13 protein-coding genes are annotated in these 15,444 nt (G+C 54.8%); 4 read left to right on the forward strand and 9 right to left on the reverse strand.

Annotation, left to right across the window (positions count from 1 at the left end; translation table 11 throughout):
- Positions 1-18: 18 nt before the first annotated feature.
- The gene (locus CA948_RS03215) at positions 19-1,158 is read right to left on the reverse strand and encodes a hypothetical protein (protein ID WP_159063911.1); all 1,140 of its coding nucleotides are present in this window, start codon (positions 1,156-1,158) and stop codon (positions 19-21) included.
- Positions 1,159-1,742: 584 nt separating this feature from the next.
- On the opposite strand from CA948_RS03215, the gene CA948_RS03220 reads away from it, so the two are divergent.
- Entirely contained in the window at positions 1,743-2,138 is a 396-nt protein-coding gene (locus CA948_RS03220; protein WP_234354401.1) for an SDR family NAD(P)-dependent oxidoreductase, read from the forward strand.
- Positions 2,139-2,193: 55 nt separating this feature from the next.
- On the opposite strand, the gene CA948_RS03225 is transcribed toward CA948_RS03220, so the two are convergent.
- Positions 2,194-2,883 (reverse strand): VIT1/CCC1 transporter family protein, encoded by a 690-nt coding sequence (locus tag CA948_RS03225; protein WP_108727312.1) that lies wholly within the window; start codon positions 2,881-2,883, stop codon positions 2,194-2,196.
- Positions 2,884-3,403: 520 nt separating this feature from the next.
- On the opposite strand from CA948_RS03225, the gene CA948_RS03230 reads away from it, so the two are divergent.
- On the forward strand, positions 3,404-4,081 hold the full coding sequence (locus CA948_RS03230; RefSeq protein ID WP_108727313.1) for a type 1 glutamine amidotransferase domain-containing protein: 678 nt from the start codon (positions 3,404-3,406) through the stop codon (positions 4,079-4,081).
- Between the two features lie 429 nt (positions 4,082-4,510).
- Here CA948_RS03230 and CA948_RS17745 read toward each other — a convergent pair whose 3' ends face one another.
- From CA948_RS17745 to CA948_RS03265, 7 genes are all read right to left on the reverse strand, one after another.
- Positions 4,511-5,695, reverse strand: coding sequence for a restriction endonuclease (locus CA948_RS17745; RefSeq protein ID WP_108727314.1), 1,185 nt, complete (start codon positions 5,693-5,695; stop codon positions 4,511-4,513).
- A gap of 325 nt (positions 5,696-6,020) precedes the next feature.
- Positions 6,021-7,016, reverse strand: a complete 996-nt coding sequence (gene rlmF, locus CA948_RS03240) for a 23S rRNA (adenine(1618)-N(6))-methyltransferase RlmF (RefSeq protein ID WP_108727315.1) — start codon at positions 7,014-7,016, stop codon at positions 6,021-6,023.
- A 136-nt stretch (positions 7,017-7,152) separates the two neighbouring features.
- Positions 7,153-7,614, reverse strand: coding sequence for a dUTP diphosphatase (gene dut / locus CA948_RS03245; protein ID WP_042487854.1), 462 nt, complete (start codon positions 7,612-7,614; stop codon positions 7,153-7,155).
- Positions 7,615-7,688: 74 nt separating this feature from the next.
- Positions 7,689-8,873 (reverse strand): bifunctional phosphopantothenoylcysteine decarboxylase/phosphopantothenate--cysteine ligase CoaBC, encoded by a 1,185-nt coding sequence (gene coaBC / locus CA948_RS03250; RefSeq protein WP_108727316.1) that lies wholly within the window; start codon positions 8,871-8,873, stop codon positions 7,689-7,691.
- 20 nt (positions 8,874-8,893) lie between these two features.
- A complete protein-coding gene (gene lspA / locus CA948_RS03255; protein WP_108727317.1) occupies positions 8,894-9,427 on the reverse strand; it encodes a signal peptidase II in 534 nt (177 codons plus the stop codon).
- The gene (ileS, locus tag CA948_RS03260; RefSeq protein WP_108727318.1) at positions 9,420-12,260 is read right to left on the reverse strand and encodes an isoleucine--tRNA ligase; all 2,841 of its coding nucleotides are present in this window, start codon (positions 12,258-12,260) and stop codon (positions 9,420-9,422) included. Before ileS ends, lspA begins: the two co-directional genes overlap by 8 nt.
- Entirely contained in the window at positions 12,250-13,215 is a 966-nt protein-coding gene (locus CA948_RS03265; protein ID WP_094196397.1) for a bifunctional riboflavin kinase/FAD synthetase, read from the reverse strand. The genes ileS and CA948_RS03265 overlap by 11 nt, the downstream gene beginning before the upstream one ends.
- 49 nt (positions 13,216-13,264) lie before the next feature.
- On the opposite strand from CA948_RS03265, the gene purN reads away from it, so the two are divergent.
- Both purN and CA948_RS03275 read left to right on the forward strand, forming a co-directional pair.
- Complete coding sequence (gene purN / locus CA948_RS03270; protein WP_094196398.1) at positions 13,265-13,921, forward strand: phosphoribosylglycinamide formyltransferase; 657 nt, start codon at positions 13,265-13,267, stop codon at positions 13,919-13,921.
- Between the two features lie 173 nt (positions 13,922-14,094).
- Complete coding sequence (locus tag CA948_RS03275; RefSeq protein ID WP_230018809.1) at positions 14,095-15,360, forward strand: RsmB/NOP family class I SAM-dependent RNA methyltransferase; 1,266 nt, start codon at positions 14,095-14,097, stop codon at positions 15,358-15,360.
- The last annotated feature ends 84 nt before the right edge of the window (positions 15,361-15,444 follow it).

A 15,444-nucleotide genomic window follows, 5' to 3' on the forward strand; every position in this document is an offset into this window, starting at 1 on the left:
GTCCAGTGGAATGATTGGTTAGTCCTGAGGCACATTTGCAGATTTTTTCGATACCGTAGAAGCTCTGTGCATTACCCGAGCGACGGTCATGGCTCTATCCCAGTCGATCATTTCGAAGAATGAATCTTGTGCGAATTTACGCTCAAAGGAGGCGATGAAGGAGTCAAGCCACATGTGGTACTCCCAGCCAGCTCGCGTAAGCAATGCAAGAGCTTTGAATTCGACAGAAATGCGTACTTCTATCTGATAGACGCTTAATGAGAGCTGATCTTCCTCCTCTAAGTAAAGCTTTTCAAACCCTCTCGGAAGATTTGCATTAACACCAGGAAAGCTCACTTCCAAATGCAAGCAAAATTTCGGTGTGTCTATTTCAATTCGCCGCTCAGATATACGCGTGACTGTTGCTTCGCTAGGCAGAACCAGGTCGAAGGACTCAAAGCGAACATTGTTTGGGCCATAGGAAACTACGATCCTCCCGTGATTCGGTTTGTCTGACATGGCTGAATCTACAAAGGCAGGCCGTTCTATCATTGGCCTAGAAAACGTATCTAGAAATCTGTTCTTGAAAAGAACGGATGGAACGTCTTCTCTGCCGAACTCCACGAGAAGAGCATCGTCGAATGGAGGTTGGTTAAAGAAGTCCTTGAGATGGGTTGAAAGCATGTCGAGAAGATAGTACTCAGTGGCTTCCGCAATCAGAGCTTTCGAGGCGACGTTCTTAAAATTCAGTTTCTGAGAGTCCTTGTCATACTCAATAATTCCGGAGAGTGGTTCTTTATCCCAGAGTTTTTTTATTGCTTCATTCTCAGCAAATAGACTCTGCAAGTAGCTGGTTAATGACTCAGAGAAATCGTAGCGAGGGATCTTGACAAGAATATTTTCGTTCTTTCTGTAGGCAAACAATCCCTCAAACGAGCGTTGAACACGTCGCTTTTCAATAAACTTTCGAGAGATAAGTGCAAATGCGAGGAGCACCATAGACAGGCCCAGTAAAAGGAGCCCTTCATTTGAAATCCCGAGAATGGCCGCCATTGCTGAGGCGAGAACGTTAACGCCCAATGCAAGCAATACGGTAGCTACAAAAAGCTCTGCCAATGCGCCCCTTCCAGCTAGGATTTCTTCGACGATGCTAGAGCGGTGAGGTGATTTTGTTCTCATAAGGGCTAACTATAAATTTGGGTAGCAATTTTGCCGTATAAGATTTCGGCTCGAATCACGAGGCGACTGGCTCCTAGCCTAGGTTTTCAAGGGTTTTTACCCTACCAAATGGGGAATGAAAAGCAGCAGCACACAAATGCCCCCGTAAGCATACAGTTGTAGGGCGCGAGCAGCAGCTTTTGGGCTTATTTGCTGACCGTCAGCTTCTGGCCGAAAGCAGACAGAATAATAACTAACAAAAAGAAATGTGTCTCTACATCGAATAAATAGAAAACTGAATCGTTCGGTGGCATTGGATAATGGTTTTTTGTAGATAGCTATTTGTTGGTAGATACATACGATGCAAATAGTCGTTAGGAGTTTTGAGCGGACTCTAGGGGGGACTGTAAACCTTTAAAAAACCAGTTTTGATATGTCTGATAGGCAGCTATGTGGATAGGGCGAGCTTGCTCTATCCAAAAAAATAGTGAGTTGTAATGGTACTTCTATGTGAACGACTCGGTTGTAAAGCTCCACTAAGAAGAATACAAACGGATTCAGGAATTACCGGACGACGCGCGTTAATCTGTGGGGCGTCGAGTGGTTTGGGGCTGGCGTGTGCCCAGGCACTAGCCGCTGAAGGCGTGCAAGTCACCCTGGTATCTCGCAGCGAACACAAGTTGCAAGAAGCCGCCAAACAGATTGAAGCCTCTATTGGTGCCGCAGCCAAATGGATTGCCGCCGATCTTTCTCAGGCGGCCGACAGAAAAACCGTAGCTGCCGCGTGCTCGGACATCGACATTCTGGTGACCAATGCGGGCGGGCATCCGTCTATGCCTTTTGCTCAGTTGGAGACTTCTCATTGGCAAGCCGCTCTGGAGCAAAACTTCCTTGCTGCAGTCGAGTTAATTCAGGCTGTATGCGCGCTAGGGCCGATGTTTGTTGGGCGTAGTTGTTGGGCGAAAGGTTTAGGAGTCGTGGGTCTTAGCGTGGGTAGCTGAGAGAGTGTCGGAAATTTTGTGTTCGGGCCTATGATTGCCAAAGAACGAACTGCAATTAAGCAGCAACGCCAAACAAGGCACCGACGCCAGCCGTCAGTCCCATCGCCAATGCCCCCCAGAAGGTCACGCGGGCGGTCGAGACAAATAGAGGAGCGCCGCCTGCCTTGGCAGCGATCAAGCCTAACAGTGCCAGAAAAAGCAGTGAGCTGCCTGCGACATACCACATGAGTGTAGCCGTTGGCAGCAGCAGAACCACAAGCAAAGGAAGCAGGGCGCCGGCTGCAAACGTCGTAGCGGAGGCCAGTGCAGCCTGTACCGGTTTGGCCGCCAAGGTCTCGGATATGCCAAGCTCGTCTCGTGCATGGGCCCCGAGTGCGTCGTGAGCCATGAGCTGGGTCGCTACATTTGAAGCCAGGTTTTCATCCAAGCCCCGATTGACATAAATAGCAGTGAGCTCTGCATGTTCTTGTTCGGGGTCCTTAGCCAACTCTGCCTTCTCGCGGGCCAGATCCGCATTCTCTGTATCGGCTTGGGAGCTGACCGACACATACTCACCCGCCGCCATAGACATGGCCCCAGCGACCAGGCTGGCAACGCCGGCCACAAGAATGCTCTTTGCGCTTGCTCCTGTGGCGGCCACACCCAAGACCAAGCTTGCTGTAGAGACAATCCCGTCATTCGCACCAAGAACCGCAGCACGAAGCCATCCTGTCCGGTGCGTCTTGTGTCTTTCTGTATGTCTCATGGGTAGACCCAGGTTGATGTGTGATTACGTACTGAACCGGTGGTGTGACGAATGACCCGCTTACGTTAAGCACGCGCTTTCAGTCTCGGCATGTAATTAGAAAGTATTTGGATCAATAGTAATTCGATGTTGACGCTAACAGTCTCTTCAGTACCTTGTTTTTAGCAGGAAACGGCGGTGAATCCATATACAAAATCCTTCCTTTGTTCCTGACTGACGTTAGCCAGACTGGCAATGTTAAATTCGCCGTCTGTCTGTTTGAGTAAAGCTTGGGTTCAAGCAAGCCTGGAACGGACGACCTAGCAATGTGGGTGCCGCAACGTGATCATTTTAAGTGGCTGCGGGAAGGCATGGTTCTGTCTCGCAACGGCATGGACGACGATCTCGGCAGCCGTCGCAGGCCTTGATCGGCATACTTACCAGCAGCCGTTTGGTAAGCTGGTGATTGGCATCGTTAGCGAGTAAGACCTCGTTGGCGTGACTGCTTGCTTTCCTATCCTCCATTCAAAGAAGGTGCTCCATGAAGATTTTGATGATTCTTACTTCGCACGATCAACTGGGCAACACTGGCCAAAAAACGGGTTTCTGGCTGGAGGAGTTCGCCGCGCCTTACTACGTCTTTAAGGACGCGGGCGCGCAGATCACGGTCGCCTCGCCGCAGGGTGGACAAGTGCCACTGGACCCAAAGAGCGATGATCCAGCGGCGCAAACCGATGACACCCGCCGTTTCAAGGATGATCCGACGGCTCAGTCCGTATTGGCCGAGACGCAAAAGCTCATGGACGTTGTGGCCACCGATTTTGATGCCGTGTTCTATCCGGGCGGCCATGGGCCTTTGTGGGATCTGGCCGAAGATCCCACATCGATCGCATTGATCGAAACCATGCTGGCCGCAGGCAAGCCGGTTGCTGCCGTCTGCCACGCTCCAGGCGTGTTGCGCCATGTGAAATCGGCTGACGGCACACCGCTGGTTCGAGGCAAGTCGGTTACAGGTTTTGCCAACAGCGAGGAAGAGGCTGTCGGTCTGACCGACGTCGTGCCATTTCTGGTGGAAGATATGTTGAAAGGAAATGGTGGCAATTACAGCAAAGGCAGCGACTGGCAACCTCATGTGGTCAGCGATGGCTTGCTGATCTCCGGTCAGAATCCGGCGTCATCCAGACCCGCCGCCGAGGCCTTGCTGAAGATGTTGGGGTGAACCCGCCTAGCCAACGATGCTGTGAGCAGCATCGTTGGTGCAGTGATTTTTGTTGCTTGGTTAGCCGATAGCCGTCTTTAGTGAGCGACTGTGATCGATCCAAAGCAGCCAGCCACGTCGCCACGGGCCAGACGGCATGTATTGAAGTGAAATGGTTAGACCCTTATCCTTAGCCCATCATCGGCTTTCGCTGCTTCGCGCATCTCTCCGACCACAACATAGACTGATAACGTTGACCACTGCCTGGTGCTTTGGTGCACTGTGCTTGCCCTGTATGGCTTCGCTTCCTGGCATGTAAAACGAGGCTTTTTCAGTTGCACATTAGCGAAACAGCAGTTGTGATCAAGAATGGGCATTGCCGCTCAATGGTCATCGAAACGCTCAATCAATTCCGTGAGGGTCAATCAGGCAGTTAATTGAACTGTCAAATTACGCCATTGTTTCTTCATCCTCATCCTCCGATTCAGCCTGGAAGACCTCAATCAGCTTCTGATTGTAATCATCCAGATAAGTCTGCAAGCCTTCACGATCGATGAGGCGAACACCAGCTGTGTAAGCAAGCTCTTTGGCCGATTTCGTGTAATAGGAATTGGTCACGACCATGGCTTCGTCGCAACCGTAGAATGCCTTGGCCGAGATCGCTTGTTGAACGGCGGCATTCCCAACGGAGCCAGTGTAATTTTTTGCTTGGATCACCATATTCTTGCCGAACCGACTCACAAACAAATCGGCACCCTGGTCAGCGGTCTTCTTCGTTTCTTTCACGTCGAAACCGATGGTTTGGAAAACTTCCATCAAAAAGGCCTCGAACTGGAACCCGTCCATTGCGTCCACCAGATACATCGTGATGAACCGGTTCGGATTGAAGTGTTCAAGCTGATTCCCCAGCCGCTCGACGAGAACGTCGAAGTAGACCTGCTCACAATGGTTCAGCCCTGATAGGAAGGCGGACAAGGAAATCAGAGGAATATTCACCGTTGCGTTCGCTTGAGCGTTGAATTGAATATCCGGGTAGGAAATATCATTTTCCCAGAGGTAGTAATAAAACAGAGCAAGATCGGATCTGAACGTCGTTCCAGCCTCGTCGATCCATGATCGAAGAGTCTCGGTCAGGTCGGCTTTTATGTGACGGCTGAGCTCTCTGGAGAAGCCAAGGTAAGTTGAGTTGAACGAAGTCGTCAGAAGCAGCTTGTCCAGCAGTGAGGGCAAGCCTTCAAGCTCATCAAACCCCTTACGAATCAGCACCTCTCTGAAGAGCTCACGTTCAGTGTAGATACCTTCGGGCCTAGGCCCCGGCATCCCGACGTCGTTGGACGTTGACGCAGTTTCCCGGGTGGTATGGATGAAATTTGTGAAATAAGGCTGCTTAAGCTGCGCGTATTTTCTCAGTACATTGTTAAGCAAATCGTTCAACTGTGCTTGCTCTTTCTTCTTACCCAGAAAATCTTTGATAAGTCCTTTGGACTGATACTGAAAGTCAGGGTAGAAAGAGGGGTCAAGCGGGGTCAACTGCTGAGTTGACAGCGCAGCAGACGGTGATGTGTCGGAGCTGTTGCACCAAGGGCAGGCCGTCTCAAAAGTTGTTCTGTTGCATCCGTGGCATTGGTAAATCATGCATATCCTTCCCGCGCTGAAGACAGATCTGAGGTGCAAGACTTTATCTATCAGTTTCGATCAGTGGCCACTGGATATGAATCTGACGCCCTGAAAAGCCTCTGCATTTGATCAAATACGGTAGCCTATTGTTACCTTTCCGTCTACGGGGGTCTTCCACCCTCAGGTGCTGTGTAGTGCCCATAGCCATCTTGAGATGGCTGCTTCTAGCCGTGAGCCGACATCTTCAGCGATTTACACCCGTCAAACCTGTTTTTACTCATCACCTTTAGCGCGGAAAGAGCTATTTATTCACCTTCTGTTTCGCTAAACATTTGAGGTAAGTCTACTTCCAACGCTCCTTGCGCCAAGCCTCTTGCTCTTCCGCATCAAGAAAAGTCCAAGCTACGAAGCGGCTCTGCTTTTGTCCTTGCGTCATTTCTACGGTTTTGACTTTAACCGCCTTGGCCTTCTTTAAGGCATTCAACACACCGGGTACATTCGATGCTTTGGACACCAAGGTGCTGAACCAAAGCACTTGCCCGCCTACGGTCATGCTTTCTTCTATCATGCGGCGGATAAAAAGCGCCTCGCCGCCTTCGCACCATAGCTCCGTATTCTGCCCACCAAAGTTCAATACAGGAGCATTGTGCTTAGGTGCAGCCTTGCCTAAGCCACGCCATTTACGTTGACTGCTGCTTACCGCTTCTTCCTGCGAGGAATGGAAGGGTGGATTGCACAGCGTCAGGTCAAAGTAATCGTTTGTGCCCAGCAAGCTCTTGAAAATATGTCTGGGCGATTTTTGTTGGCGTAGCTTGATTGCAGCCGATAAACCAGGATTCCCATGAATAATGCTTCGTGCTGATGTCAGTGCATCAGCCGAGATGTCCGAGCCTAGAAACTGCCAGCCATATTCGGCATGGCCGATCAACGGGTAGATGGCATTTGCACCTACGCCAATATCCAGGACACGTACCGCCTCACCATTAGGAATGGCCCCCTTATTGCTGTTAGCCAGCAGATCGGCCAGGTAGTGTACGTAATCGGCTCGACCCGGAATGGGAGGGCACAGGTAATTGGCAGGAATATCCCAATACGCTATGCCGTAAAAGCTCTTTAGCAGGGCGCGATTCAGAGTTTTGACGGCATTCGGATCAGCGAAGTTGATACTCTGATCACCGTACGGATTCAAGAAAACGAAAGCGGCCAGTTCGGGCGTTTCTTTGATGAGAGCGTCAAAGTCGTAGCGGCCCTGATGGCGGTTGCGCGGGTGGAGCTGGGCCGCTGTTCTGTTGGAAGTGGGTAATTCAGCCTTGGAATTACCTGTTTTTGAAGAGCGCATTGAAGTCCGAAATTGGCCTGGGTAAGTCTGAGTCGTGGCACTAGTACGTTGTTAAAGCAAAGTGCCAGGACTAAGGAAGGAGCGATGCTTGCTGTACTACGTCGCTCTGCATCGCATCTTTCCCTAGTTTTAATGCTTAGTTCTTGCCTGTGCTGCCGAACCCACCCGTACCACGCTCGGTCTCGGTAGAGAACTCATTCACAAATTGCAGTGCTACTTGCACCACGGGTTGGAACATCAGTTGGGCGATACGCTCGCCGGGCTGGATCACATAATCCTGGTCGCTGTCGTTGGCCAGAATCACGCCGATTTCGCCGTGGTAGTCGGCATCAATCACACCAATGCCTTGGGCAACACGCACGCCATGCTTCAAGGACAGGCCCGAGCGCGAGGCGACGATGGCCACCAGGCCAGGGTCCATCATATTGATGGCCAGGCCGGTTTTAACCAGCGTACGGCCGCCTGCGGGCAGGGTAACGGCTTCGCTCAGGCAGGCGCGCAGGTCCATGGCGGCCGAGCCGTCTGTGGCATAGCTGGGGGCTTCAATAGTGGTGCCCAACAAGTCATTGACGATGCGAGCTTCAATACGGCGGTGCATAGACGGTATCCTGAAAAAAAGAGAGGCAGCGCACCTGCTTTAGCGCTGCCCGTCATCATAAAAGAGAAAAGAGTTTAAAGCCGCTGGGCGATATCTTGAACCAGTTGGCGCGCCGCCAGCAGTTTATCCTGGGCAGGCCAGTGCATATGGCCTTGCTCGTCGAACAACACCAGCTCGGTGTCATCGGCGTTCATGGCGCGCTGGGCCAGGTTGGCAACCAGCAAGGGAACATTCTTGCGTTGACGTTTGGCTTGAGCGTGCTCGATCAAGTTGTCGGTCTCGGCGGCAAAGCCGACACAGAAAGGACCGTTCTTCAGTGCGGCAACTTCGGCCAAAATGTCGGGGTTGGGGCTGAATTGCAGGTCTGGCGTGGCTTGTTCGGAGGTCTTTTTGATCTTGATGTCGCTGGCATTGCTGACGTACCAGTCTGCTACCGCTGCAACGCTGATGAAGATATCGGCATCATCCACTTTGGACATGACAGTGGCATGCATTTGGCGGGCCGTTTCCACATTGATGCGGCGTACCTGGTAGGGCGTTTCCAGCGCTACCGGACCCGACACCAGCGTGACGTGTGCGCCGGCTTCCTGAGCCGCACGCGCAATGGCGTAGCCCATCTTGCCGGAGGAGCGGTTGCTGATGACACGGATCGGGTCGATAGGTTCGCTGGTCGGGCCAGCGGTGATCAGGACTCGTTTACCGGCTAGCAGTTTGGGTTGGAAGAAGGCGGTCAGTTCAGCCAGCAGTTGGGCCGGTTCCAGCATGCGACCGTCGCCGGTTTCACCACAGGCCTGGTCGCCGCTGCCGGGGCCCAGAATATGCACGCCGTCGCGGCGCAGTTGTTCGACATTGCGCTGAGTGGCCGGGTGCAGCCACATTTCCCGATTCATGGCCGGGGCGATCAGCAGGGGGCAGTGTCCACGGGCCACGCATAAGGTGCTGAGCAAGTCGTCGGCCAGACCGTTGGCCAGCTTGGCCATGAAGTTGGTGCTGGCGGGGGCGATCAGAATGGCGTCGGCATCCCGGCTAAGCTGGATGTGCGCCATATTGTTGGGAACACGCGCATCCCACAGGTCGGTGTAGACAGTACGGCCCGACAAGGCCTGAAAGGTGACCGGGCTGATGAAGCGTGTGGCCGATTCGGTCATGACTACATCAATCCGGGCACCCAGGTCCTGGCTGCGACGCAAGAGTTCGGCGGTTTTATAAGCAGCGATGCCGCCGGTGATGCCAAACACCAGTTTTTTATTGCTAATCATAGGACATGATCCTTACAGACTCAGGAGCGCTGTCGTTTGTTGCGGCGCATGCGCATGAACTCGTCCAGCACTAACAAGGCAGCGCCGCAACTGATGGCGACGTCAGCAATATTGAAAGCCGGAAAGTAGGATTGATTCCAGTAGAACAGCAAAAAATCCACCACGTGGCCGTGCATCAGGCGATCGACCACGTTGCCAATGGCACCGCCCAGAATCAGGCTAAGTGACAGGCAAAACAAGGGCTGTTTGGCCGAGCGGCGCAGCATGGTCACGATAAAGACGGTCGCAATAGCGGCAATGCCGACAAAGAACCAGCGTTGCCAACCCTGGCCACCGGCCAGGAAGCTGAAAGCGGCGCCGGGATTGTAGACCAGGGTGAAATCAAAAAAGGGCAGGATATTCCAACGTTCCTGATAGAACAGGTTGGTGTCGAAATACTGTTTGGTCCATTGGTCCAGACCGACAATAAAGGCGGCCAGACCAATCCAGGCCCAGAACTGCCGCGAGGGCAGTCGGGCCTGGCCGGGAGAAGGGGCCATGTCCTTATCAGGCATGGTGACGCACTTCGCCTTGGCCAAACAGATTGTCCTCGCAACGACCACACAGGGTGGGGTGCGCGGCGCTCTGGCCCACGTCTGGGCGGTGGTGCCAGCAACGCTCGCACTTGGCCTGTTCGGTAGGAGTAACGTCGATGCGCACATCGCCTTCGCCAGCGTGCACGTCGGCACGCGAGACGATCAGCATGAAGCGCAGATCTTCGCCCAGGGACTGTAGGAATTCCAGATCCTGGCCCTTGGCGTAGATGTCGATCTCGGCAGCCAGGGAGGAGCCGATGGCGCCGGTGCTACGGACATCTTCAATGCGGCGCATCACGTCGGCACGGATGGCGCGCAAGCGTTGCCACTTGGCGCTCAGTGCAGACTGTTCGCCTTGCTCGGGCAGGGAATGGAACAGCTCGGTGAAGATGGTGCCGCTAGGAACCGAACCACCGTGCAAGTCGCGCCAGGCTTCTTCTGCCGTGAAGGACAGGATAGGAGCCATCAGCTTGAGCAGGGTCTGCGTCAGGTGATACAGCGCTGTTTGAGCCGAGCGACGAGGCAGACCATCTTTGGCGGTGGTGTACAGACGGTCTTTCAGAATATCCAGGTAGAACGCGCCCAGGTCTTCGGAGCAGAAGGTCTGCAAGCGAGCCACGATGGGGTGGAACTCGTAGCGCTTGTAGTTCTCCAGCAACTCGGCTTGCATGTCGGCGGTCATTTGCAGGGCGTAGCGGTCGATCTCGGTCAGTTGATCAACAGGTACAGCATGTTGGGTGACGTCGAAGTCGGCCAGGTTGCCCAGCAGGAACTTCAAGGTATTGCGGATACGGCGGTAGCCTTCCACAACACGCTTCAGAATTTCGTCGGAGATGGACAGCTCGCCCGAGTAATCAGTAGAGGCGGCCCACAGGCGCATGATCTCGGCACCCATCTTGTCGGCAATTTCTTGCGGCTTGATGATATTGCCCAGCGATTTGCTCATCTTGCGGCCATTGCCGTCCACCACGAAGCCGTGGGTCAGCAGGGCTTTGTAGGGTGCGCGGCCATACAGCATGCAGCCAGTCAGCAGAGACGAGTGGAACCAGCCACGGTGCTGGTCCGAGCCTTCCAGGTACAGGTCGGCAGGCCATTGCAGTTTGTCAGCGTGCGAGCCGTGGGTAGTGTGATCCTTGCCGCCCAGCACGGTGGCGTGCGTGGTACCCGAGTCAAACCATACGTCCAGTGTGTCGCGGTTTTTCTCGTACAGGTCGGCCTCGTCACCCAGCAGGTCGCGTGGGTCCAGGTTTTGCCAGGCTTCGATACCGCTCTTTTCGATGCGCTCAGCTACTTGTTCCATCAGCTCGGGCGTGCGGGGGTGCAGTTCACCCGTTTCCTTGTGCACAAAGAAAGCCATGGGCACACCCCATTGACGCTGACGCGACAAGGTCCAGTCAGGGCGGTTGGCGATCATGGCGTGCAGGCGGGCACGACCCCAGGAGGGGTAGAACTCGGTGTTATCAATGGCTTCCAGCGCCATTTCACGCAAGGTACGACCGCTGCTGTTTTCCTTGTCCATGCCGGCAAACCATTGGCTGGTGGCACGGTAGATGATGGGCGTCTTGTGACGCCAGCAGTGCATGTAGCTGTGCGGGTGCTGTTCGGTTTTCAGCAAAGTACCGGCGTTCTGCAAGGCTTCCACGATTTGCGGATTGGCCTTCCAGATCATCTGGCCGCCAAACAGGGGCAGATTCTCGGCGTAATGCCCATTGCCCATCACGGGCGTGAGCATATCGTCGTCCTTCATGCCATGGGCTTTGCAGGAGATAAAGTCTTCAATACCGTAGGCAGGAGCCGAGTGCACCACGCCCGTACCGCTGTCCAGGGTGACGTAGTCGCCCAGATACACAGGGGAGCGGCGTTGGTAGCCTGCGTCCACGTGGGCCAGAGGGTGATTGAATTCGATCAGGTTCAGGGCTTCACCAGTGGCGGTGGCTACAACCTGGCCGCTCAGGCCCCATTGTTCCAGGCAGGACTTCACCAGATCTTCGGCCACGATCAGCATGGAGCCGGTAGCACGTGGGCTGTCCAGTTTGACCAGAGCGTAGCTGATTTCAGGATGTACGTTCAGCGCCTGGTTGGCAGGGATGGTCCAGGGGGTGGTGGTCCAGATGACGATGGCGCCATCGTCCACGCTGTCCACGCCAAAGGCGGCTGCCAGCCTGTCTTTCTGGGCGAAGGGGAAGGCCACGTGCACGGACGGGTCGGTGCGATCCGCGTACTCAACCTCGGCTTCTGCCAGGGCGGAACCACAGTCAAAACACCAGTTCACGGGTTTCAGGCCACGGAACACAAACCCTTTTTGCATGATCTTGGACAGCACGCGCAGTTCGTCGGCTTCGTTGCTGAAGTTCATGGTCAGGTAAGGCAGGTCCCAGTCGGCCAGCACGCCCAGACGCTTGAAGTCCTTGCGTTGGCTGTCGATCTGTTCCAGAGCGTAGGCGCGCGCCTTGGCCTGAACTTCAGCCACAGGCAGGTTCTTGCCGTATTTCTTTTCGATCTGGACTTCAATGGGCATGCCGTGGCAGTCCCAGCCGGGCACGTACTGCGCGTCAAAGCCGGCCATATTGCGGCTTTTGACAATGATGTCTTTCAGAACCTTGTTGACCGCGTGACCAATGTGAATGTCGCCGTTCGCATAGGGAGGGCCGTCGTGCAAAATAAATTTGGGACGACCGGCACTGGCTTGTCGAATTGCTGCATAGACTTTGTTTTCTTCCCACTGGCTAATCCAGCCCGGCTCACGTTTGGCGAGGTCACCACGCATGGGAAAGGGAGTGTCGGGCAAATTGAGAGAGTTTTTATAGTCCATTTGAAGCAAAGTAGTCGCGAGCGCGTTGTGCATCGTTGTCGATGGCGGCGATCATTGTGATGAGGTCCGGGAATTTTTCTTCGTCCCTGACAAATTCCAGAAATTCTATACGGGCAAGTTTACCGTAAGCATCCAGGCGTTGGTCCAGTAAATGCACCTCTAACAGCAGCCGTCCCTGGTCGATGACGGTTGGGCGTACCCCCAAGGAGGCAATGCCGGGCAGAGCCTGTCCGGTCAGTCCGTGAACCCGGACCACGTACACGCCGGAGCGGGCGGCACAGTGTTCGGGAACGCGCACGTTCAAGGTCGGGTAGCCAATGTCCCGACCCAGCTTCTGGCCATGAATGACATGACCACTAATATGAAAGGGTTTGCCCAGCAGAGCACGGGCGCGGTCCAGTTGGCCCACGGCCAGGGCGGTGCGCACTTCTGAGCTGGAGATGCGGCGGCCATCGGCATCGGCCACATCGTGCAAGGTCTCGACGCTAAAGCCATGGCGTTTGCCCGCTTGGCGCAACATTTCAATGTCGCCGGCACGTTTGTGGCCGTAGCGGAAATCCTCGCCCACCAGCAACCAGCCGGTGTTCAGGCCCTGGACCAGAATCTCGTCAATAAAGGTGGCGGCCGACATATCGGCCATGGCCTGATTGAAGCGGGCCAGATAAATTTGTTCAATGCCGCATTGGTGCAGGGCTTCGACCTTGTCGCGCAGGCCGCTGATCTGCGTGGGGATCAGTTCGGGCCGTTGGCCACGCTGCGCAAAAAAGGCACGCGGGTGGGGCGTAAAGGTCATCACACAGGAGCTCAGGTCCTGCTGGCGCGCCACTTCATTGACGCGGTGCAAGATGGCCTGATGGCCCAGATGGACCCCGTCAAAATTGCCAATGGTGACAGCGCTGCGGGCCGTGCTGTTGCGCCGTGGCAGAGAGCGATAGAGTTTTAGATCAGATTTCACAAGCGAGAGTTTACAATTTTGGATTCGTTATTTCTCGGGAAACAGGATTTTGACCGATTCCACCCTACCTTGTCGCCTTGTTGTGCTTATTTCAGGCCGGGGCTCCAACTTGCAGGCCATTGGCGAACTGATCAAGACAGCGGGCTTAAATGGCCGTATTGAGGCGGTCATCTCTAACAAGGGCGATGCGCCCGGACTAGAATGGGCGCAGCGTCAAGGGCTGCCTACCGAGACGGTTTCGCATCGCGAATTTGCAACACGTGAAGCCTTTGATCAGGCTTTGGCACGCGTGATTGACCGCTACCAGCCAGATTATGTTCTACTTGCGGGATTCATGCGCATCCTGAGCACCGATTTTGTTCAGCACTATGCAGGCAAGCTCATCAATATACACCCATCCTTGCTTCCTAGCTTTCCCGGTTTGAATACCCATCAACAGGCACTTGACGCGGGCGTGCAGTTTCATGGCTGCTCGGTGCACTTTGTGACCCCTGTGCTCGATGATGGTCCCATCCTTGCCCAAAGTATCGTGCCCGTCCTGCACGACGATGATGCACAAACCCTGGCAGAGCGCGTATTGGCAACCGAACACCACGTCTATACCGAGGCCGTCCGCTGGCTGATCGAGGGGCGAGTGCGTTTACAGGCTGATGGCCGTGTCGAGGTTGCCGGACTTGCGCATCGCGGCTTTTATTTTCCCGCCTGATTGAGCGGGCTATTTGGAATTTTTGAATATTCATGTCTGATCACCAACAATCCCGCGGCCGCTCGGACCGCAAGCGCCCGTCCTCGTCTACCCAACGTAACGAGTCCGGAGCGCGTGGTCGCCCTTATGCAGCACGCCGCGACAAGCCCTCGGGTCCACCCGAGCCGGGAGCGATGGCACAGCGCCGTCTGGAGCAGGTCTCCAGCGCCCTGGGTGAAGTTTTGCAGTGGAAGCACCCCGCCGACCTGGCCTTGACACGCTGGGCGCGTACCCGCCCCAAAATGGGCTCGCGTGACCGTGCCGAGATTCGCGAAGCTGTGTTCGATGTGCTGCGCCACTTGCGCCAGTACCGTAACTGGGCGGAAAGCGGCGTAGGCCCATCCACCCGTCGTCTGGCCATTCTGGGCCTGTCTACCGCAATCGGTCAGGAATCCCTGTCTTTGGGGTTGACGGAAGAAGAGCGCCAGTGGCTGGGCCATATCCGTGCCCTGAACGTGGACGGTCTGCCGGTTGGCGTACGCCTGAGTCTGCCCGAGTGGCTGGAAGAGCGTCTGAAAGAGATCCCGGATTCCTACAAGCTGATGGCCGCCATGAACGAGCAGGCCTTGCTGGATCTGCGCGTCAACCCCATGAAAGCCGAGCGCGATACGGTATTGCGCCAGTTGCAAAATGGCCCCATGGCCCGCTTCAAACCGGTTGCCATGCCGTTTTCACCCTGGGGTATCCGTATTGAAGGCCGCCCATCTGTCGCAGTATGGCCACAGTATGAGAAAGGCGAGCTGGAAATTCAGGAAGAGGGCAGCCAATTGTTGACCGCCTTGCTGGAGCCTCGTCGTGGCGAGATGGTGATTGACTACTGCGCTGGTGCCGGTGGCAAGTCCTTGCTGCTGGGCGCCTTGATGCGCTCTACAGGCCGTTTGTACGCCTTTGACGTATCGGCAAGCCGTTTGAACAAGGCCAAGCCGCGCTTTGCACGTGCCGGCCTGTCCAATGTGGTGCCTGTTGTCATACAGGAATCGGGCGACCAGCGTGTTCGCCGCCTGCATGGCAAGGCACAGCGTGTATTGGTGGACGCGCCTTGCAGCGGATTGGGAACTTTACGTCGAAATCCTGATCTTAAGTGGCGTCAACACCCACAAGCTCTGGAGCAGTACACTCAGATGCAGGCCGACATTCTGGAGCAGGCTGCGGCGTGTGTCGCACCAGGAGGCCGTTTGGTTTATGCAACATGTAGTTTTTTACCCGAAGAAAACGAGCAACAAGTGCAGGCATTCTTGGACAAACACCCCGAGTTCCGACTGCTGGATGCCCGGGAAATCTTGAAGGACAAATGTCCCGCCCTTGCGCTAGAGGGGCCTTATTTGAATCTGCGCACGGACCGTCACCAGACAGACTGTTTCTTTGGTGCGGCACTTGAACGAATCACGGAAAGTGCTTGATTTAAAGCAAGTTCGTCCTTAAATAATGTTATTGTTAACTGGTTAGGTGGGCTACACTTTTCCGGTTTCCCTTAACAAAGATCA

Source organism: Alcaligenes aquatilis (assembly GCF_003076515.1).
Lineage (GTDB): Bacteria > Pseudomonadota > Gammaproteobacteria > Burkholderiales > Burkholderiaceae_B > Alcaligenes > Alcaligenes aquatilis.

Bases quoted from the DNA above. Each gene is read 5' to 3' on its own strand.
- CA948_RS03230 (WP_108727313.1), top strand. From the start codon at position 3,404: ATGAAGATTTTGATGATTCTTACTTCGCACGATCAACTGGGCAACACT.
- dut (WP_042487854.1), bottom strand. From the start codon at position 7,614: ATGCACCGCCGTATTGAAGCTCGCATCGTCAATGACTTGTTGGGCACC.
- rlmF (WP_108727315.1), bottom strand. From the start codon at position 7,016: ATGCGCTCTTCAAAAACAGGTAATTCCAAGGCTGAATTACCCACTTCC.
- CA948_RS03215 (WP_159063911.1), bottom strand. From the start codon at position 1,158: ATGAGAACAAAATCACCTCACCGCTCTAGCATCGTCGAAGAAATCCTA.
- CA948_RS03225 (WP_108727312.1), bottom strand. From the start codon at position 2,883: ATGAGACATACAGAAAGACACAAGACGCACCGGACAGGATGGCTTCGT.
- CA948_RS17745 (WP_108727314.1), bottom strand. From the start codon at position 5,695: ATGATTTACCAATGCCACGGATGCAACAGAACAACTTTTGAGACGGCC.
- coaBC (WP_108727316.1), bottom strand. From the start codon at position 8,873: ATGATTAGCAATAAAAAACTGGTGTTTGGCATCACCGGCGGCATCGCT.
- CA948_RS03275 (WP_230018809.1), top strand. From the start codon at position 14,095: ATGGCACAGCGCCGTCTGGAGCAGGTCTCCAGCGCCCTGGGTGAAGTT.
- ileS (WP_108727318.1), bottom strand. From the start codon at position 12,260: ATGGACTATAAAAACTCTCTCAATTTGCCCGACACTCCCTTTCCCATG.
- lspA (WP_108727317.1), bottom strand. From the start codon at position 9,427: ATGCCTGATAAGGACATGGCCCCTTCTCCCGGCCAGGCCCGACTGCCC.